Annotated in this window: 19 protein-coding genes; 12 read left to right on the forward strand and 7 right to left on the reverse strand. The window is 48.7% G+C overall.

Annotation, left to right across the window (positions count from 1 at the left end; all coding sequences use genetic code 11):
* Positions 1-155 precede the first annotated feature (155 nt).
* From ccoG to K0H60_RS16210, 4 genes are all read left to right on the forward strand, one after another.
* Positions 156-1,589: a cytochrome c oxidase accessory protein CcoG gene (gene ccoG, locus K0H60_RS16195; protein ID WP_220056361.1), complete on the forward strand. Its 1,434-nt coding sequence runs from the start codon at positions 156-158 to the stop codon at positions 1,587-1,589.
* 330 nt (positions 1,590-1,919) lie between these two features.
* The gene (locus tag K0H60_RS16200; RefSeq protein ID WP_011621680.1) at positions 1,920-2,144 is read left to right on the forward strand and encodes a ParD-like family protein; all 225 of its coding nucleotides are present in this window, start codon (positions 1,920-1,922) and stop codon (positions 2,142-2,144) included.
* Positions 2,137-2,919 (forward strand): type I methionyl aminopeptidase, encoded by a 783-nt coding sequence (map, locus tag K0H60_RS16205; protein ID WP_220056362.1) that lies wholly within the window; start codon positions 2,137-2,139, stop codon positions 2,917-2,919. The genes K0H60_RS16200 and map overlap by 8 nt, the downstream gene beginning before the upstream one ends.
* A gap of 236 nt (positions 2,920-3,155) precedes the next feature.
* On the forward strand, positions 3,156-4,760 hold the full coding sequence (locus K0H60_RS16210) for a long-chain-fatty-acid--CoA ligase (RefSeq protein ID WP_220056363.1): 1,605 nt from the start codon (positions 3,156-3,158) through the stop codon (positions 4,758-4,760).
* A gap of 102 nt (positions 4,761-4,862) precedes the next feature.
* Here K0H60_RS16210 and K0H60_RS16215 read toward each other — a convergent pair whose 3' ends face one another.
* From K0H60_RS16215 to K0H60_RS16230, 4 genes are all read right to left on the reverse strand, one after another.
* A complete protein-coding gene (locus K0H60_RS16215; protein WP_258405753.1) occupies positions 4,863-6,650 on the reverse strand; it encodes an ABC transporter ATP-binding protein/permease in 1,788 nt (595 codons plus the stop codon).
* 335 nt (positions 6,651-6,985) lie between these two features.
* Positions 6,986-7,543: a heme utilization protein HutZ gene (gene hutZ / locus K0H60_RS16220; protein WP_089067131.1), complete on the reverse strand. Its 558-nt coding sequence runs from the start codon at positions 7,541-7,543 to the stop codon at positions 6,986-6,988.
* Positions 7,544-7,573: 30 nt separating this feature from the next.
* Positions 7,574-8,128: a heme utilization cystosolic carrier protein HutX gene (gene hutX / locus K0H60_RS16225; RefSeq protein ID WP_258405754.1), complete on the reverse strand. Its 555-nt coding sequence runs from the start codon at positions 8,126-8,128 to the stop codon at positions 7,574-7,576.
* Between the two features lie 21 nt (positions 8,129-8,149).
* The gene (locus K0H60_RS16230; protein ID WP_220056365.1) at positions 8,150-10,237 is read right to left on the reverse strand and encodes a TonB-dependent hemoglobin/transferrin/lactoferrin family receptor; all 2,088 of its coding nucleotides are present in this window, start codon (positions 10,235-10,237) and stop codon (positions 8,150-8,152) included.
* A 248-nt stretch (positions 10,238-10,485) separates the two neighbouring features.
* On the opposite strand from K0H60_RS16230, the gene K0H60_RS16235 reads away from it, so the two are divergent.
* The 7 genes from K0H60_RS16235 to K0H60_RS16265 all read left to right on the forward strand — a co-directional run bounded on the left by K0H60_RS16235 (position 10,486) and on the right by K0H60_RS16265 (position 15,914).
* Positions 10,486-11,361 carry an energy transducer TonB gene (locus K0H60_RS16235; RefSeq protein WP_258405755.1) on the forward strand — a complete coding sequence of 292 codons (876 nt, stop codon included), beginning with the start codon at positions 10,486-10,488 and terminating at the stop codon, positions 11,359-11,361.
* Positions 11,362-11,443: 82 nt separating this feature from the next.
* Complete coding sequence (locus K0H60_RS16240) at positions 11,444-12,181, forward strand: MotA/TolQ/ExbB proton channel family protein (protein ID WP_220056366.1); 738 nt, start codon at positions 11,444-11,446, stop codon at positions 12,179-12,181.
* A complete protein-coding gene (locus K0H60_RS16245) occupies positions 12,178-12,615 on the forward strand; it encodes an ExbD/TolR family protein (RefSeq protein ID WP_220056367.1) in 438 nt (145 codons plus the stop codon). The genes K0H60_RS16240 and K0H60_RS16245 overlap by 4 nt, the downstream gene beginning before the upstream one ends.
* Before the next feature lie 92 nt (positions 12,616-12,707).
* Positions 12,708-13,625, forward strand: a complete 918-nt coding sequence (locus tag K0H60_RS16250; protein ID WP_220056368.1) for a hemin ABC transporter substrate-binding protein — start codon at positions 12,708-12,710, stop codon at positions 13,623-13,625.
* Between the two features lie 18 nt (positions 13,626-13,643).
* Complete coding sequence (locus K0H60_RS16255) at positions 13,644-14,660, forward strand: FecCD family ABC transporter permease (RefSeq protein WP_220056369.1); 1,017 nt, start codon at positions 13,644-13,646, stop codon at positions 14,658-14,660.
* A gap of 11 nt (positions 14,661-14,671) precedes the next feature.
* Positions 14,672-15,490 carry a heme ABC transporter ATP-binding protein gene (locus tag K0H60_RS16260; RefSeq protein WP_220056370.1) on the forward strand — a complete coding sequence of 273 codons (819 nt, stop codon included), beginning with the start codon at positions 14,672-14,674 and terminating at the stop codon, positions 15,488-15,490.
* 82 nt (positions 15,491-15,572) lie between these two features.
* A complete protein-coding gene (locus K0H60_RS16265) occupies positions 15,573-15,914 on the forward strand; it encodes a DUF2956 domain-containing protein (protein ID WP_220056371.1) in 342 nt (113 codons plus the stop codon).
* Here K0H60_RS16265 and K0H60_RS16270 read toward each other — a convergent pair.
* From K0H60_RS16270 to K0H60_RS16280, 3 genes are all read right to left on the reverse strand, one after another.
* The gene (locus tag K0H60_RS16270) at positions 15,911-16,276 is read right to left on the reverse strand and encodes a hypothetical protein (RefSeq protein WP_220056372.1); all 366 of its coding nucleotides are present in this window, start codon (positions 16,274-16,276) and stop codon (positions 15,911-15,913) included. The genes K0H60_RS16265 and K0H60_RS16270 overlap by 4 nt on opposite strands.
* Positions 16,277-16,373: 97 nt before the next feature.
* On the reverse strand, positions 16,374-17,849 hold the full coding sequence (locus K0H60_RS16275; RefSeq protein ID WP_220056373.1) for an NAD(P)/FAD-dependent oxidoreductase: 1,476 nt from the start codon (positions 17,847-17,849) through the stop codon (positions 16,374-16,376).
* Positions 17,846-18,181 carry a winged helix-turn-helix domain-containing protein gene (locus K0H60_RS16280; protein ID WP_220056374.1) on the reverse strand — a complete coding sequence of 112 codons (336 nt, stop codon included), beginning with the start codon at positions 18,179-18,181 and terminating at the stop codon, positions 17,846-17,848. Before K0H60_RS16280 ends, K0H60_RS16275 begins: the two co-directional genes overlap by 4 nt.
* A gap of 198 nt (positions 18,182-18,379) precedes the next feature.
* Between K0H60_RS16280 and K0H60_RS16285 the strand changes: the two genes are divergently transcribed.
* Positions 18,380-18,931: a DUF924 family protein gene (locus tag K0H60_RS16285; protein ID WP_220056375.1), complete on the forward strand. Its 552-nt coding sequence runs from the start codon at positions 18,380-18,382 to the stop codon at positions 18,929-18,931.
* Positions 18,932-19,056 lie beyond the last annotated feature (125 nt).

Genomic DNA, 19,056 nt, shown 5'->3' on the forward strand with positions numbered 1-19,056 from the left:
AAAAACGCGATATATCGCCAATTAACGATATATCGCGACATGCGTTAAATCATCATTTAATTTAACCATTAAATATCAATACGTTAAAACACAAAACTCTTGGCCTAACGCTTGCTATAGGGAGCCGAATCTTATTTAAGCCGTTAGGACAGCATATGCCCAAGAGTGACACCCTACAGAGTGAGAACGCCAAACGCCCCTCTGCCGAGCAATTTATCCCCGTAAAAAATATCCAGGCGGACGATAAGCCTGCACATAAAAGCAGTGGCCAGATTCATTTCCGTGAACAGAAGGGCTATTTTCAACGCCTGAGAACCACAATGAATAGCCTATTAGTATTGCTGTTTTTTGCCCTGCCCTTTATTTCCTTTGATGGTCGGCAAGCAATATTGTTGGATGTGAGTCAGCAACAGTTCTTCTTTTTTGGCCTCACGCTCTGGCCACAGGATTTCACCTTGCTCGCTTGGGTGTTTATTGCCGCCGCCTTTGGATTGTTTTTCATCACAGTGTTTTGGGGCCGCGTCTGGTGTGGCTATCTTTGCCCGCAAACCGCGTGGACTTTTATGTTTGTCTGGCTCGAAAGCCGGATTGAGGGCAACAGCAACAAACGTAAATTGCTCGATAAGGCGCCTTGGTCAGCCAATAAACTCGGTAAAAGAAGCCTCAAACACGGTCTGTGGGGATTAGCCGCCTTAATTACTGGCTGTGGATTTATCGGTTATTTCATCCCTGCCCGCGAACTCTACTTAGATATTTTTACCGGCAACGCCGGCTTTTGGACAACCTGCTGGGTATGGTTTTTCGCCATTTGTACTTACTTAAATGCAGGCTGGATGCGCGAGCAAATGTGCTTACACTGCTGCCCCTATGCGCGTTTTCAGGCAGTTATGTTCGATGCCAACACTAAAACCGTGACCTATGATGTCGCACGCGGCGAAGCGCGCGGTCCACGTAAGCGCAAACAGCAGACTGAACTCGGTGATTGTGTTGACTGTAACTTATGTGTCGAAGTCTGCCCGACGGGGATTGATATTCGCCAAGGCCTCCAATACGAGTGCATTAACTGCGGCGCCTGTGTCGATGCCTGTAATGAAACCATGCAAAAATTCGACTACAAACAAAACCTAATTAGCTATGTCAGCGAGAATGAATTAAAGGGCGTCACCCATTCCAACTGGCGCTCGCCACGCTTTTTAGGCTACGGCGCCGCCGTTGTCATTATGTTGGTTGTGATAGGTTTAGATCTTTCTAGTCGCAGTGAGATTCAGCTTAACGTTATTCGCGACAGACAGAGCCTGTACCGCGAAACCGCCGATAACAAAGTTGAAAATACCTACCAACTGAAGATCCGTAACAAGACTCAGCAAACCAAGCAATATCAACTCGCGGTCAACAGCGAAATGCCCTTCAGCTTAATTGCCGACGCAGTCATTACCCTCGCTCCGGGCGAGCAATCGGATTATCCCGTGACAGTATTAGCCGATAAGGATGCGATCCCTGCGGGGCGCAAAATTATCGAATTTTCGGTAACGGATGTGAACAAACCTGAACAAAGCGTTAGCCAAGAAACCGGCTTCTTTAGCCCTTAGCGTAATGCAGCAGTGTGCTCGCTGATAAACAAACACACTGTATGACCGTTAGTCACTTCTATGAATGATGCCCGTTGGATCATTGTGGTTCGCCGGGCTTTTTTGCCCACCTTATTTCGTTAAATCAGCTAAATAGCCTCAATTTCACCTGCAAAAAGATCTCGTGCGTTAATTCAAAGCAATGCCTTCTAGCCACTTCTCTTGCGCTTACGATGACAGCATCAGAAGTGACTCATCTGTCATTGCGGTAAATCAATGTCGATTTATCATTGACGAATCACCGTATAGATCGAATACAATAAATATACGAAACATATATAAAGTGTATTCATGGGCATAGTTAAAATTTCCGAAGAGCTGCATGATGAACTGAGAAAAGCCAGTTCGGTCATGTCACGTTCAATCAACTCACAAGCGGAATTCTGGATAAGGATCGGGATGCTGGCAGAGTTGCATCCACAGCTCTCCTTTAATCAGTTAGTCGCCGACTTAATGAAATCTGCGGACGTGAACCTAGCCAATGTGACCCAAGTAAAGGAAATGGCCGATGAATAATCAGGTGAAGATAAAATCTGCCGAAGAAATTGCACTGATGCGCCGTGCGGGGCAATTACTAGCTCAAGTATTTCAAATGCTTGATACCTATGTCCGCCCCGGCATTACCACCATGGACATCAACGATACGGTCGAAGCCTTTATCGTCAATGAGCTAAAATCGCGTCCCGCCAGTAAGGGTCAGTATGGCTATCAATATGTGCTGAATTCGTCCATTAACGAAGTGGTCTGCCATGGGGTGCCCTCAGTGAATGAGGTCATCAAAAGCACAGATATCATTAACTTAGATATTACCCTCGAGAAAGACGGCTATATTACCGACTCCAGTAAAATGTATGTGATGCCACAGGCACCCGCCCCAGCCAAGAAACTGGCCGATGTTACCTATCTTGCCATGTGGCAGGGGATCAAACAGGTAAAACCTGGGGCGACTCTAGGCGATATTGGCCATGCGATTCACCAATATGCCCAATCCTTTGGCTATAGCATTGTCAGAGATTACTGTGGCCATGGGATCGGTCAAGAAATGCATGAAGAGCCGCAAGTCCTTCACTATGGAAAGCCGAATCAAGGCCTTAAGCTCAAAGCGGGCATGGTGTTTACCATTGAGCCTATGGTGAATCAGGGCACTGAAAAGATAAAGCTCAAAAAAGATGGTTGGACGGTTGTTACCCGCGATAAAAAACTCTCGGCGCAATCGGAACATACGATACTTGTCACCTCTACGGGATACGAAGTGCTCACCCTACGCCACGATGAGCAATCTCCCCGCTAATTTCGACGCTAACTCTCGCTTTTTCATCTCAAATTCAGGTGTGCTGTAGTAAATTTGCACTGCAGTTCACCGCCCTTCATTAGAGTAAAAATTCTATTTTTACAATTGGATAGCCGTGCAAATTGCTACAATAATTTAACGATAAACGTTGACCTGACAGGTTGAATCCTTCTAATCTAAACACTCGTTTGATTTTAAAATAATAACAACGATAAACCTATTTGAGGTAGTTAGGCATGGCATACGATCAAGAGTCACAACTCGAACTTGGCAAATACTCATCACTCATAGACTTAATCGAACGCACTAGCCAACGCTTTGGTGATAAAACGGCATATGCTTGTTTGGGGAAAACCAGCAGCTTCAATGATATAGAACGCGATTCACGCTATTTTGCCGCCTATTTGCAGAATAACACTAACCTAAAACCAGGCGATCGAATCGCGATTCAATTACCCAATATTACCCAGTTCGTTATCGCGGCCTATGGTGCGCTGCGGGCGGGACTTATTCTAGTTAACACTAACCCGCTCTACACCGAAAGAGAGCTTATTCATCAGTTTAATGACTCGGGTGCTAAGGCCTTAGTGGTGCTGTCGGATCTATTGCCAACCCTTGCTAAAGTGGTTGCGACCACACCAATTGAATTGGTGATTTCCACTCACCCGTTAGATCTTATTGATCCACAAGTACAGCCCAAAACGGGGCTTAAAAATGTCGAATTCTGCCAAGTGCTAAAACAAGGGGCCGAGCTGCCCTTTAGCCGTTTTGTTCCCGCAGTAAATGATTTAGCGGCGCTGCAATATACAGGTGGCACAACAGGACTCTCCAAGGGTGCCATGCTGACCCACGGTAATATGCTCGCCAATGCGGCGCAGGTAAAATCTCGTATTGGCAGCGTTATCAGCGATGGGGAAGATATTTTTGTCGCGCCACTGCCGATTTACCATATCTACGCCTTTATGGTGAACTTAGTACTGTATTTTGAATGTGGTGGTTGCTCGGTATTAATCCCCAATCCCCGTGATATTGGTGGCTTAATCAAGACGCTGGCGAAATACCCTTTTACCGGCTTTGCAGGGCTTAACACCCTCTTTGTCGCCTTGTGTCATCAACCTGAATTTAAGGCGCTGGATTTCAGTCATTTAAAAATCACTATTTCGGGTGGTACGGCACTCACCGCTGCCGCTGCCAATATCTGGCAGCAAACCACGGGCAATACCATCAGTGAAGGTTACGGGTTATCCGAAACCTCACCGGTAATTTCACTCAATGCCCCCGGATATCAGAAGATTGGCACTATCGGTAAGCCCGTTCTCGTCACTGAGGTCAAACTGTTAGACGAAAACGGCAATGAAGTCGCGCAAGGGGAAGCGGGTGAACTCGCCGCCCGTGGGCCACAAGTGATGCGAGGTTATTGGAATAATCCCCAAGAAACGGCCAATGTGATGACTGCCGATGGTTTCTTTAAAACCGGGGATATTGCGATTTTGAACGAGGAAGGATTCCACCAAATCGTTGACCGCAAAAAGGATATGATTATTGTCTCCGGCTTTAACGTCTATCCGAATGAGGTCGAAAACGTGCTCGCCAGCCATCCAAATATCATTGAATGTGCCGTGGTTGGCGTAAAGGATGAACACTCAGGAGAAGCGGTCAAAGCCTTTGTTGTGCTAAAAGATGACAGCCAAGATCATGAGCAGATGAAAACCGCTATTCTTAACTTCTGCCGCGAGCAACTCACGGCCTACAAGCTACCCAAGTTGATTGAATTTATGCCGCAGCTACCTAAAAGTACCGTGGGTAAAATTCTGCGCAGAGAACTGAAACATCAGGCTTAAACTTACCTAAACATTAGTGATGTGTGAGCAGTCTGAAATCCAAAATAAAACCCCAGAGCAACACTCTGGGGTTTTATTTGCATTACATTCCCCATTCAAACCTTACTCGCTCAGCACACTCACTTCATCCGTGAGTAGCTGCAAACTGGCAAACTCACGATATAGAGCATTGGTTTGTATAAGAGTTTGATGCTTACCACTGGCGACGATACGCCCTTTATCGAACACGATAATTCGGTCCGCATTGATCACAGTGGCGAGGCGATGGGCGATGATAAGCGTGGTTTTTCCCGTCATCAATTCATCGAGTGCCTGCTTCACTTTTTGCTCGCTTAAGGCATCGAGCGCGCTGGTCGCCTCATCGAGCAGCAAGATAGGCCTGTCGGCTAAAATGGCCCTCGCAATGGCAATACGTTGCTTTTGACCACCGGATAAGCGCACGCCGCGCTCACCCAAATAGGTTTGATAACCTTCACTAAACTCACTGATAAACTCATGGGCACGGGCTGCGATACAGGCATCTATCACCTCCTGCTCGCTGGCATCGACGCGGCCATAGCGCACGTTCTCCAATACACTGGTGGCAAAAATCACTGAGTCCTGCGGCACAAGCGCAAATTGCGCCCGCAAATCCTTTGGCGAAAGCTCAGCAATATCAATCCCATCCAAATGAATGCTGCCAGATGACGGCACATAAAACCGCTGCAATAACTGAAATAAGGTACTCTTGCCGGCTCCACTTGACCCGACCAAGGCCACCCGCTCGCCCGCGGTTATCGTCAGTTCTAAGTCGCTGAGCACTAACTGAGTTTGCTCGGGATAATGGAAATTCAGCTGTTGCAGTTGCAGCTCGCCACGCACTTTCGCAGGCAGTTTTTTAGGCACCAGCGGCGCTGGAATATCGACTTCAGTTTCGGCCAGTTCGATTAAGCGTTCGGCGGCGCCCGAGGCGCGTTGGATCTCACCCACGACTTCACTAATGGTGGCGACGGCACCTGCCACCATCACGGCATAAAACATAAAGGCCGAGAGTTCGCCGCCCGTCATCTTACCCGACATCACATCGTGGGCGCCGACCCAAGTCACCGATGCAATGGCGGCAATACTTAAAAACATCACGGAGGAAATCAACATGGCGCGGTAACGAATGCGACCACTGGCGGCGGTCATCACATCTTCGACACGGCCATTGAACAAACTGCGGTCCTTATCCTCATGACCATAGGCTTGCACTGTGTGGATTTCATGTAAGGTTTCATCCACATAGGCCCCCAAATCCGCCACCCTATCTTGACTCTCCCGCGCTAAGGTTCGCACTTTTCGGCCAAAGAAACCGACAGGCCCGAGCACCAAAGTCACGGCCAGTAGCACCAGCAGCGTCATCTTCACGCTGGTGATCCCCATCATCGCCAGCCCACCGATCACTGTCACGCCGGAGCGCAGCGCCATCGAGAGACTCGAGCCGACCACGGTTTGCAGCAGAGTCGAGTCGGCGGTAAAGCGCGAAATCACCTCACCGGTACGCACCTTGGCATAGAAGGCTGGAGACAACTTCAGCAGTTGATTGTAAACCGTCAGCCTTATATCGGCGCTGACCCGCTCGCCGAGCCAAGTCATCAAATAAAAACGACAAAACACCGCAGTGCCACTCACGGCGGTGATCAGCAGTACCAACAGAATAATTTCATTGAGACGCTGGGCGTTATCCTTAATAAAACCTTCGTCCACCATCAGCCGCACGCCCTGCCCGAGGGATAGCCAGGCCAAGGAGCCAATCAAAAGAAATACAATCGCCGCGACCACCCGCAGGCGATAGGGCTTAAGAAATTGCCAAATCCAGGGCAATACCGCCCGTTGGCGAATCGAGGTATTAGCAGCGTTGTGAGGCATAGTGGACTCTGATAATGATCGTGGGGGAAGTGTACTCGATTCTGTAGGCTCAGTTAGCGGTTTGTTCACTATTGATATCCTTAGGCTTTATGCGCCCATCAACCTTAGCACATGCGAGTATCGACAGAGCATACCCGAAAGCCCTAAGGATAAACAAAGTGAGTTTAGCAAGGCGTCGCTTAAAGAAGGCAATAACAAAGGATGAAGGTAAAAGTGAAAATGCCTTGAGGAATATAACAATAAACCCGCCTAGATAGCGGGTTTATGCTGGCGCCTTGAGTCGCTCAAGCTCAAAGAGCTGATGTTCAAAACACAAATGTTTAAGCTAAAGTCACTTAAGCTACTTGCATATCTTCGGGCGCTTTAGGCGTGCCATGGTGACCATCTCGCTTCCAGTTAACATCGAGTAATTCACTGCCCGTCAGACTAAAAGCTTGGCCAAAACCTTTCACATACAATCCCTGATGGGGCGCTAACTTATACAGATTAAAGTCCATCAGTGCCGCGAGGTTATCGGACATGTCGCCAAAGCGTTTTGATAACAGGCTGACTCCTTTGCTAAACGAGGGCGTATCGCGCTCAACCGCTTGAGCGATTGCATCGAAAGTGAGGCGTTTACGGGCGAATACCGACTTAGCTTCGGCTTCATCCTCCACCAGCATCACAGACACTTTGGTCGACTGTTTAAGGTTGTGGCCGTGGCGAGCTAAGTCACTCACTAGTATGTAAAAACCATCGTCAGCTAAGGCAAATGGCGCGTAACTGGCATTGGGTTGCCCATCCGCATCCACTGTAGCGAGTTGCAAAGTATGGCGCTGCTGTTTAAAGGCCTCAATTTCGGGTAACAGTTTGTCCCTTAAACGTTGTTCTTGCTCGGAGATTTCAGGCTTCATATTGGATACCTTAATAAATTATGTCGGTGACTATTGAGTAGCAAAGGTGCCCGCTAGCGTTTTAAAACGGCGAACTTGCTCAGGAAAAAGCACTCTTTGCTTGTCTCGTCCTAAATAAACTTTGAATACCACTTCGCCTTGAGGGCCAAAAAAGTTAATCGAATGGCTCTCGCTGCCCCTAAATGGTCTGCTAACTAACGCGATCGCTCGCATGTTATCCAGCTTGAGATGGCCATGAAGGCCATCGCCTTTGCTGTAGAGGTTGTAGTAACCATGGGCAAATTTCCCTTGAGGAAAATCACCTTTAAATTCAAACACACTGCCCGAGAGCATCACTATCGTGGTCAGAGGTCCCCACTCGGGTAAGCTCTGCAGCAGCTCGTCGATTTGTGTTAGAGGTAGAAACACTCGCTGCGCTTGCGGCAGTGCTGCGACCACATCAAGCTCGGCAATCCCTAATTCACTCGCCAGTTGTGCAGGCATTAAATCGGGCTGGCTGACAAAACGCTGCCTTAACATTGACTGCGAGTCGGCATCTATGTGATGGCTCGAGTGAGCGATTTCAGTGTCGATTGTCAGTGTCATTTGCGTCTCCTAAAGCTGGGTCTAGAACATATAACGTGCTGACAACTTCATATTGCGGCCAGGTTGATAAAGGGTCTGCCATGCCTGCTGGTATTTCTCGTCACCAATGTTTTCAATGGCGAAGTCGACTCTCAGGCCAGACATAGCCCCCATCGCAGGCTCCCAAGCGAGGTAAACATCCCACAGGGTGTAGTCGTCATACTTAGCCACGCGATAACCTTCGGGTGTATTGGATTGGCTGGCGACATAGGTCACTCGGGTGCCGAGTTTCATATCACCTTCCATAATGCCTTGGGAGAGATCGACGTTGAACTTATTGGCGGGCATACCTTCGATATAGTCACCAGTCTTTCGGTCTTCGCCGCGAGTCTGACCGTAATTCATTGCCAGCCGTGTTTGACCAATGCGATAACGGCCGCTGAGCTCAAAGCCAGTTAACTGCGCATCTTCTACGTTATTCCATGAGGTGGTTTGCTCAAATCCTGGGATCCCCATTAACGGATTGGAGACTTGCTGAACGATAAAATCGTCCACATCGTTACGGAAGATGTTTACGGTGAAAGCCAGCTCATCATCTCCAGCTAAGTCGTTGAAACGAAAATCAGCTTTCAGTTCTTTATTGCGGGCGACTTCAGACTTTAAGTTAGGATTCGTCGCAAAGGTATTACACAGACCTTGGGGTAAAAAACCGGGGATCGGCGGAATGCAATAATGGGTTCCGGTAGAAAACATTTCCTCAACCGTGGGCGCACGGAAAGCCTGATCGTAACGGGCACTTAAGGTTAGCCACGGCTGAGTCTGCCAACTCAAACCCAGCGAAGGCGATAACTCATTGTCATCTGCAGAAGCATTGAGATTGTGGCTCTCGTTTTTAAAGCTGTCGTAACGTAAGGCGGCGTCGAGATTAACGGTTTGCGTCAATTGAATATCGGCACGGGTAAAGGCGCCCCACACTGTGGTCTCACCATCAATATCCCCTGGGCGCTGCCCCACTTGCCCCCTATCGTCTCTGACGGTTTTAAGGGTATCGCGATAACCATCGACACCATAGGTCAGCTTAGTGTTGCCTAACTGCGAACTGTTGTTGAGATTAATCCCAATGGTGCGGTATTCGGTGCTATCGAATTGACCTTTGGTCACCCTGTCTTCGTCATAATCCGTGCTATTCCAATAGACCTGCACCTTCGTGTCCAAATACGGATTATTTGCCGGCGCCAAGCTGTAATTAAGGGTGACGTTTTGATCGTCCGTTTTACGGCGCACTAAAGGCACTGAACTGCTCACCGCAGCGGAAGGATTACTCGGCACGAGTTCATTAATCTTGCCAACTCTTGCCGATAACTCTAAGCGTGAAGCCTCATCGGCTTGCCATCCAAACTTAGCCAAACCGTTGCTCCCCAAAGAAGCACTGTTCGCTAAGGTTTCGTCATTACCCGTATTGATATTATTGGAGTCGAAGTAAGATCCATTGATTAACCAATCAATAGTATCTTGTTGGCCATACACGGCAGCGCTGGTTTTAGTGCGGTCACCATTAGTGTCATAGCCTTGCTTTAGATAGCCACCAAAGGTTTCATTAGGGGCTAAGAAATCTTGAGCCGATTTAGTATTCTGTGCCACCACACCACCGATGGCACCACTGCCCCAGAGACTACTGGCAGGACCGCGAATCACCTCAATTGATTTGAGTAATTCTGGATCCATAAAGTAAGAACCACGGTGACCAGAACTGGTATTCTGTCTTGCACCATCAATGGTTTGTAATACACGATCGCCGCTTAAACCACGGATCTCAACCCCTTGAGACGTCGCTCTCGGACCATTGGTTAAAGTGATGTTGGCTTCATTTTTTAGCACTTCGGCAACCGATGATGCCTGAGCCACATTGAGCTGTTCTTCACTTACAACGGTAACACTGCGGCTCGTTTGGGAGACTTTTTCACTCAAGCGTGTCGCGCTGACTAATACTTCATCAAACTCAGTCTCGACTAATTCCGGTTTCTTTTCCTTTTGCTGCGCAGTCACACCTTCTTCAGCCGCTAACGTGAAGCTTAGCGCCGTAGTCGTTAATGCGATCGCAATGGCGATAACTAACGGCTTTTTTTGCATGGTTACATCCTTAAATCATCAATGATATTAATCGATTAGAATTCAAATCGACCATGTGTGGTTAGTCCGTCAACCTAGGTCGAGCTGCTGTATTTTTGAGCATCCATTTTCGTAATTGCTGGCACTCTAACTGAGATTGGAAAATTGATCAAATAGAAATCATTATCATTTGCGATCTTATTTATATTCACGTATCTTAATTAGCATTGATTGATGGGCGACTGTTTTTTGAACTTGGAAGGCGTACTGTGACACCGAAACGATATCTGGTTTTTGGCGCATTAACCGTTGCAATCCAAACGGGTGTGATTGCATCGCAGCCTGCTATGCCATTACCAAGTAGTCTCAATGAATCGGCACAAATGACCGCATTCAAAGAAGCAAATACAGCGGTAACTTTAAGCTTTGCAACTCCTCGTGCCGCAGAAAAATCAGCGGCCATACCTGCGGTAAAAAGTACGCCTGCGAATACGATTGCCGAAGATGCGATTTCAACAAATGCGCCCAATACCAGTAAGCCCCAAACAGCGCCAACACTCACTGATACACCAGTAACTGAAATAGCAAGGCAAGCACCTGCACCTACCACTGCTAAGCCGCGAACGGTTCAATCTGATGTAAAGAACAAGCAAACGCCAAACACATCTTCGAAAGCTGATGCGACAACGGCTATGCCGCTTATGGCCGCTAATACTCCACATCAGAAAGAAACTGAAGAGATAACAAAACCTTCTGACCGAGTGTTGTCGCAAATGGCAGAAAGCAACACTCAAGATAAAACCGTTATTAACAACACCAATGTGACGCCTACCTACGCCAGCAAGAACACTAAAGCCACTCCCGAGGTTATCGAGCTGGCAACACCGACTTTTGCTAGTAAACCGCCACAACCTACCTATCCACGCATGGCACGTAAAAAAGGGCTTGAAGGCACGGCGACGGTAGAAGTGATGTTTAACGAATTTGGACAACAGCTTGCCCTCACCTTAGTGAAAAGCTCGGGCGTGGGGCTGCTAGATCAAGCGGCATTAGAGGCGGTTGAAACCTGGGAGTTTCAAGCGCCCACCAACAAACTTGCCAGCCATTACAAGGTGAGAGTGCCTATTCGGTTCGCCTTAAATTGAACGTCCCTTACCGCAGTATTCCAGTTATCGCTGATAGCTTGATAACCACTTATTAAATAAAGAATTTAACCTAAGAGGCTTAATGCCCATGACTGACTTTTCCACCCTACAGGCTCAACTCGGCGCCCTGACTTGGCCGCTACTTATCTGCGCTTTTATCGCGTTAATGATTTGCCTCGAACGTAGCGCCTTATTTTTACAGCAATCCTTTGCATCTATGTCGCCCAAAAAACAGGCTTGGGTGAAAACGCTGCGTCTATCCGATGCCAAGGCCAACAGTGAAACTATTCAAGCACTTATCGAGAGTACGAGTCGTCAGCAGGACTTACTGACAAGGGGCGCCAATTTACTGCTAAAACAAGCCGATAAGCCAAAGCAGCTCAGGGAAGAATTACTCAGCCTGTGGCTGAACAAGCAGCAAAGGGACCTACAAGCGGGCCTCAAGTTACTGCAAGTAATTGGTATTATTAGCCCATTGCTCGGTTTATTGGGAACGGTACTGGGGCTGATTGAGATGTTCGCACAGTTAGGGCTATCCCTAGGTCCTGTCACCCCATCACAGCTCAGTGCAGGGCTTGGGCTGGCGATGAACACCACTGCAGCGGGCCTGATTATCGCGGTGCCGACCATTACTGCCGCCCATTTATTTGGGATCTGGGCCCATAGTCAGTGCGTAAAAGTGAGTCATGTATTGAATCAACTCAATTTGTGGCTATCTGGGGTTGAACATATCGCCCTCGAGCAGAATCACTACCAGGCTTTTGCCGACGTTAATCGCACGAAACCCGCATCTAACACTCAACTAGAGTCACAGCCATGATCAGTACCGATAGAGCCTCATTACCTCAAGCGGGGATCTCGGCCTTAGAGCCTCTTCCGAGCATCGATCTTACGGCGTTGATTGACATTATTTTTATCGTCTTAGTGTTTCTATTACTGACCGCCAATAGCCGTTTGATGAGTTTACCCGTGGAAGTGCCGCAAAGCCCAAGCAGCGCCATCACGGCCGTCGAACCAAAAGAATCCATCGCCATCAATATTATGGCAAGCGCTCCCCACTGGGCGCTAAACGGTGAGACCTATTCCGACTTGCGCACCTTCAGTTCGGCATTTGAAGAACGACTAAAACGTCATCCTCAGGCCAGTATTGTTATCGCGGCGGATAAAGCCGCGCCAGTAGAACCCTTAATGCAGTTGTTAGCGCTCTTACAGGGCAATGCCATCAGCCAGACGCAGATTTTGATGGAACATTAATCGCTTAGGTAAAAGCAGAACATTTTTTGAAACCATTTCCCTTGGCAGTACCTTTTGCCTGCCTTGCACACAGATGAAGTAGGAGTTTACCCATGTTGTTTCAAGCCAATCGTCATGCCAATAAATCCGCCAATAACTGGCGGCTATTTTTCCAGGCACTCACCCTCTCAACGTTCGCGGCCTTATTCTCGACCAATGCCTTATCGCAGGAGATAAAACTGGTGAGCGCGGGCGCTGGGGTGACTGAGCTGGTGCTTGCCCTCGATGCAGCCGACGAGCTGGTTGCAGTGGACTCCACCAGCTATCTTCCCAAGCATTTAGCGACGATTGCCAAACTGGGATATCACAGAATGTTGTCGGCCGAAGGCATTATGGCATTGTCACCAACTCTAGTTGTCGGCTCTGAAGTAATGGGCCCAGAAACCACACTCAATGTGCTCAAACAGGCCAAGATAGAGGTGGTGAAGTTACCCTCAAGTGCCGATGAGAAACAACTGATGACGAATATTGACACCCTAGCTCAGCTACTGAAACGCACTGACCAAGCGACACAGTTAAAACAAGATTTGCATCGAAGGCTTGAAGGGCTAAATAAACAGCAATTGAGCCAACAGCAGGCCCAGCCGAAAATTCTGTTTATGTTATTACAGGAAGGACGCGGCGCCCGCGTCGGCGGTAAAGGCACTGCGGCGGATACCATTATCGCGCTCTCGGGGGCGAAGAATATTGCCGACTTTGAAGGTTATAAGAGTCTATCCCAAGAGGGCATACTCTCACTCCAGCCCGATGTGATTTTACTCTCTAAGCGCAGCGAGCAGAGCGATGCACAAACGGATGAACAAACCGCGCAAGCACTCTTAAAGGAAATGCCGTTACTCGCCCACACTCCCGCAGGCAAAAATGGCCATATCCAAACCCTTGCCCCACAAGCCTTACTCGGCGGATTAGGCATTAGCGCTATCGGTGCGGCTGAAACCTTGGCTGCCACGTTGCTCAAGCAAGATCAATAAGTTGTGGGGTTGATGAGTATGTTACAACATCGCTGGCTATGGCCCACCATGGCAACGCTGCTTATCCTCAGCAGCTTGCTTTCCGTCAGTGTCGGGCCGGTGAATATCAGCCTTATCGACTCCCTCAGCGCGGTGTTTAATTGGGCCACGGAGCAAAACATTGGCAACCTTGCTCCCCACGAGCAACTGGTTGTTAGCAATGTCCGCTTACCTCGCACCTTATTAGCCCTTGCCGTTGGGGCTATGTTGGCCCAATGCGGTGCGGTGATGCAGGGATTATTTCGTAACCCCTTGGCAGATCCTGGGATTATTGGCGTGTCATCCGGCGCGGCATTAGGTGCGGCTATCTGCATAGTGCTATTACCCCACGCCGAATCTGTCATGATTTCTGTCAGTGCTTTTGCCTCTGGTTTAATCACTACTCTTATTGTCTATCGTCTTGCCAGCAGCGCTTTAGGCACATCGGTCGTGTTATTGCTGTTGTCTGGCGTCGCCGTTGCCGCACTCGCCGGAGCTGGGATTGGCGTGTTGACCTATTTAGCCAATGATATGGCGCTTAGGGACTTAACCCTGTGGCAGATGGGCAGTATTGCCGGCGCACAATGGCAATATGTGGGCTTGTGTTTAGTGGTGTTGGCCCTGCTGAGTTGGCAATTTAATCGTGATGCTAAGGCACTTAATGCCCTATTGCTCGGTGAGGCCGAGGCTAGGCATTTAGGCATTGATGTTGATTCACTCAAGCTGAGACTCATCCTGCTCTGCGCCTTAGGGGTCGGCGTCAGTGTTGCGGCAACGGGCATTATCGGTTTTATTGGCTTAGTAGTGCCCCATTTAGTGCGTATGTTGCTAGGGCCAGATCATCAACGCCTCCTCCCCATGAGCGCCCTGTTAGGTGCCGCCTTGTTGGCACTTGCCGATATCGGCGCGCGCGCCTTTTTACCCCCAGCGGAACTCCCCGTTGGCTTAGTGACAGCGCTCATTGGCGCACCATTCTTTATCTTTTTACTCCTGCAACAACGCAGCAAATCAATCTAAGCGAGAACCCCATGGCTATGAGCTTATCGGCTGCGCCCGTCGCTAAACAACATTTTGAACGTACTCAACTAACCGTGGATAGACTCAGCTACGCTATCGGCGATAAAGCGGTGTTAAAGGACATTAGTGTGCAATTTCAACCGGGCAGTGTCACCGCGCTGTTAGGGCCTAATGGCGCGGGTAAGTCCACACTGTTAAAGGCACTGTGCCAAGAGATCCCCGCCGCGCGCGGCAGCATTCAGCTTGGGCACTGCCCGCTTGTCGATTGGCCAAGGGCAGAACTGGCAAAATCGCTCGCGGTGCTACCACAGCACGCAAGTTTAACCTTTCCCTTTAAGGTGCATGAAGTGGTCGCCATGGGGCTTTATCCGTTAACCTTGAGTCAAAAAGAGGGACAGCAGTTAGTTACAAAATGGCTCACAGAGATGGAGATAGTGCACTTGGCGCAGCGTAGCTACCCCACCCTTTCGGGCGGCGAAAAACAAAGGGTACAACTTGCGCGGGTATTAACTCAGTTGAGCCAATCCCCCTTCCCGCCGATTTTACTGCTCGACGAACCCACCTCGGCGCTGGATCTGGCGCAGCAACACAAGGTATTAGCGCTGGCAAAAAATCTCGCCCACAAACACGCCTACACTGTGATTGTGGTACTACACGATCTCAATCAAGCCGCCCGTTACAGCGACAGAGTTATCGTCCTCAAGCAGGGTGAAATCGTCAGTGAAGGCTCGGCAAGCAAGGCTTTATCGGCCGAGATAATTCGGCAGGTATGGGATTATGAACCTGAGTTTATTCCTGCACCACAGGGCGGTTACCCATTGATTTTTTAATCCAAAATCAAACTCGCTAAGCTTTTTCACTTAAGGTTAAGGGTATAATCGTGCCAATCGATATCACCAGTACATTGAGCAGATGAAAAACACAATTTCCACCGAGACGCAACAAGACGCCTTAAGCATTGCCAAAGCCACGCAAAAACCGGGGCAAACGAAGGAACAGACCAAGCTTATCGCGCAGGGGATTGAAAAAGGCATTGCCGAATACAAAAAACGCCAAAAAGCCAAGGCCCGTGAGCGCGATAAACTAAGAAAACAACAGCTAAGGGCAAGAAACCAACAAACGAGCGCGGCCGACGAGATGGATGACGGCGAAGATTTTTCACTGCCGCAGACTCAATTTACTCCTGTCACATGGGCTGCAATCGCCTTGCTACTCCTTAGCTGGCTGGGTTTTGGGGCATATATCTTCCTTTAACTCAGGAGATTAACGCGTAACATATCAAGGTAGCTGGCAAGCTCTTCTGGCAGAAACGCTTTTGCAATTAGCGCCTTAGCATTGATATTGCCAGCCTTTAGCTGGACTCGCCCCGTCTCGGGCAAAAAGGCCAACTCAAGCCAGTTGGCTCTGTCGGGGTAACCATCGAGTGTTAGACAAAGCGTATTGTCCCGCTCTATCGCAGACTGACAATCCCAGCATTGGCCGACAAGATCGAGCAGCACTTGCCCACTTTGGGTGTCGGTTAATCTGGGCGCATATACCCAATGGGACATGCGCATTTCATGGGGAATGGTTTCCAGCTTAAAGCGGCCCTGTAGAAAAAACTGCTCGGTTAACATATTCAGATCATCAAAGTACTTATTGTGTATAAATGAATCGTGTATGAATAAAAATGACTCGGCAATGGCCTAATTAACCATCTGATTTATAAGTAGATTAACTCATTAAGCCTTCTAATCGATTCGCGAACCGCTTAGCTAAGCCTTTTTGCCAAGCCGCACTCTTTGGCTGGCTGTAGAGCCTATCTTCCCACGCAAAAATCTTGTTCATGCCATGGTAAGCGAGCCAAGGTAAAGGCTCGCGCTCCCAGGGAGCTAATACCTGTTGAACTGGAGCATTAAACGCCCAAGGCATAGATACAAGCTGTGTATCACGTCCTAATATTAAGTCCACCAGCGTGCGGGCAAATAGGTTTGCCGCCCCGACACCTTCCCCGCCATAGCCGCCAATCAGGCCTAAACCAAGACTCTTATCAAAAATGGCATGGGGAGCAAAGCGCCTCGCCAGGGCTAAGGTACCGCCCCAACCATGGGTAATTTCAACCCCCTTAAGTTGAGGAAATAACGCCAATAATAATTGATAACGAAAGCCAAATTCCCCCTCGAAAGCACGCTGGGGCGGACTTTGATATACGGGAAATTTCGCATTAAAGAGCCTAGGGTCAAAACCAAATTCGGTGCGTATTTTCGCCCCAAAGCCATAGCCGCCACGGGCACCAAATATCAGCCGATTATCAGGGCTACGCTGACCGTAGGTCACTATGCGGCTGGCATCACTAAAGGTCGCGCGATTAGCTAAGCCAATTACATCCCATGCGGCGTCCGTTAACGGCTCGGTGGCGATAAGTAAACTCTGCACGGGTAAGGTAAATCGCCCCAGTCCACTGAGCTGACGCAGATAACCTTCCACTGCGGGCACCACAATCGCCGCACGAACATTTCCTTGCGGCGTCTGTAATTGAGTAAGTGCATCACCAAGATGCGCCATGTGATTTACAGGCGTGTGCTCGTAGATATTCACCCCTAACTTTTGTACGAGGTCAGCCAAACCACAGACGAGTTTCGCCGGATGTATTCGCGCGCAATGGGGCGTAAAAAGTGCCGCTTGGCCCTCAGCCATAGACACTTGCTTATCGAGCTCGAGCTTATCCAGCCAACGAATATCTTCTTCACCAAAACCTTCTGCGCGCCACTGCGCTAATTCGGCTTTAATATTGGCTAATTGCTCGGGATAACGCGCCGCCACCCGCAAGTTACCGCCATGGTGTAAATCACAGTCGATATGATGCTTTGCGCAAACTGTGGCCACTTCAGAAATAGTTTCTTGAATAATGGCTTTAGCGATAAGGCGCTGCTCGCCCTCGAGCCGATTAAGATAGGCCACATCGCCACTGAAACTGCCCATCAACCAACCGCCATTGCGACCGGATGCACCTTGGCCTATGCATTCGGCCTCAAGGATAACCACAGACAGATTTGGCTGGTATTGCTTTAGATAATAAGCCGTCCAAAGCCCGGAATACCCCGCACCGATAATGGCAACATCGGCGGTGATATCCTGCTCTAAGGGTGGTAAAACGGCTCGTTGATTTAACTGAGGCTCAGTGTCGAACCAAAATCCGCGCTCTTTCACGCCAACGCTTCACTCGAGGCATTAACACCAATGATTGCAGCAATTTCATCGACATGGGTATCAACCCAAGCGCTGCTGATAGGCCCCCAGGTAACGATACGATAATAACCTGCGTTGTTACGGCTGCCGTCCTGCACAAACTCGACTCGAATCCCTATATCTTCAAAAGCGGCGATAGAATCCTGCAGCGTGCGCCGCGGCATTCCAGTTAATTTATTGAGTGATAAAAGGTTATGTCGTTCATCATCCATTAAATGCGCTAAATATAACTTACGCAAAAATGCCTTATGCTGTTTCGACATCGATTGAGTGGCTGCGGCTTCTAGGGGCATAGAGGAACGATCCAAAAATTGACCAAGAGACTATAAAATTACTTGATATTCAGTGAATAAGAAATAGCCTCAGCGCAAATTATTAGGCAGAGTTTACAGGGTTACACCCGCCAATATTGAACAAATTATCCTCATTGACTTGTGTTTATCCCCCCATGGCTGTTATTTCTAAGAGGAGTCAATCTATGGGAGTAAGTGATGAGCCAAATGATTACCGCTAAGCAAGTGTTACATTTCTGGTTTGAGGAAATCTCACCTAAATCTTGGTGGATCAAAGACCCTGAATTTGATGCTTTAATCCAGTCACGCTTTGAAGACTTACTCAAACAAGCCAAGCGGGGTGAGCTTGCCGATTGGCGCGTCACGCCTCAAGGTCGTTTAGCCGAAATCATAGTGCTGGATCAATTCTCCCGAAATATTTATCGCGATAAGCCCGCCGCGTTTGAGGCCGATGCCATTGCCCTCGTCCTTGCCCAAGAGGCCGTCGCCCAGCAGATTGACCAAGCACTTAAGCCAAAACAAGTGCCCTTTTTATTTATGCCCTACATGCATAGCGAGTCGCCGCTTATTCATCAAGTTGCGGTGAAATTGTTCAACCGAGAAGCGGCCATCGCCAATTTAGCATTTGAACTGAGGCACAAGGAGATTATTGACAGATTTGGTCGTTATCCTCATAGAAACAAGATATTAGGCAGAGAATCTACCGCAGAAGAGATCGCCTTTTTAAGCCAACCAGGGTCCTCCTTCTAAAAGCCTGATTGTGCTTTTGCTAAATAAAATAACTAAAACTATAAATTAGCAAACTACACTTATTGCTGTAGGTCATGGAGCGGCCAATACAGGTTGGTGACTCACAACGAGGTATTGATGAGTGA

Source organism: Shewanella mangrovisoli (genome assembly GCF_019457635.1).
GTDB classification, from domain to species: Bacteria; Pseudomonadota; Gammaproteobacteria; order Enterobacterales; family Shewanellaceae; genus Shewanella; species Shewanella mangrovisoli.

Bases quoted from the DNA above. Each gene is read 5' to 3' on its own strand.
- hutX (WP_258405754.1), bottom strand. From the start codon at position 8,128: ATGACACTGACAATCGACACTGAAATCGCTCACTCGAGCCATCACATA.
- hutZ (WP_089067131.1), bottom strand. From the start codon at position 7,543: ATGAAGCCTGAAATCTCCGAGCAAGAACAACGTTTAAGGGACAAACTG.
- K0H60_RS16255 (WP_220056369.1), top strand. From the start codon at position 13,644: ATGTTACAACATCGCTGGCTATGGCCCACCATGGCAACGCTGCTTATC.
- ccoG (WP_220056361.1), top strand. From the start codon at position 156: ATGCCCAAGAGTGACACCCTACAGAGTGAGAACGCCAAACGCCCCTCT.
- K0H60_RS16260 (WP_220056370.1), top strand. From the start codon at position 14,672: ATGGCTATGAGCTTATCGGCTGCGCCCGTCGCTAAACAACATTTTGAA.
- K0H60_RS16240 (WP_220056366.1), top strand. From the start codon at position 11,444: ATGCCCATGACTGACTTTTCCACCCTACAGGCTCAACTCGGCGCCCTG.
- K0H60_RS16200 (WP_011621680.1), top strand. From the start codon at position 1,920: ATGGGCATAGTTAAAATTTCCGAAGAGCTGCATGATGAACTGAGAAAA.
- K0H60_RS16285 (WP_220056375.1), top strand. From the start codon at position 18,380: ATGAGCCAAATGATTACCGCTAAGCAAGTGTTACATTTCTGGTTTGAG.
- K0H60_RS16250 (WP_220056368.1), top strand. From the start codon at position 12,708: ATGTTGTTTCAAGCCAATCGTCATGCCAATAAATCCGCCAATAACTGG.
- K0H60_RS16280 (WP_220056374.1), bottom strand. From the start codon at position 18,181: ATGCCCCTAGAAGCCGCAGCCACTCAATCGATGTCGAAACAGCATAAG.
- K0H60_RS16215 (WP_258405753.1), bottom strand. From the start codon at position 6,650: ATGCCTCACAACGCTGCTAATACCTCGATTCGCCAACGGGCGGTATTG.
- K0H60_RS16270 (WP_220056372.1), bottom strand. From the start codon at position 16,276: ATGTTAACCGAGCAGTTTTTTCTACAGGGCCGCTTTAAGCTGGAAACC.
- K0H60_RS16245 (WP_220056367.1), top strand. From the start codon at position 12,178: ATGATCAGTACCGATAGAGCCTCATTACCTCAAGCGGGGATCTCGGCC.
- map (WP_220056362.1), top strand. From the start codon at position 2,137: ATGAATAATCAGGTGAAGATAAAATCTGCCGAAGAAATTGCACTGATG.
- K0H60_RS16230 (WP_220056365.1), bottom strand. From the start codon at position 10,237: ATGCAAAAAAAGCCGTTAGTTATCGCCATTGCGATCGCATTAACGACT.
- K0H60_RS16265 (WP_220056371.1), top strand. From the start codon at position 15,573: ATGAAAAACACAATTTCCACCGAGACGCAACAAGACGCCTTAAGCATT.
- K0H60_RS16210 (WP_220056363.1), top strand. From the start codon at position 3,156: ATGGCATACGATCAAGAGTCACAACTCGAACTTGGCAAATACTCATCA.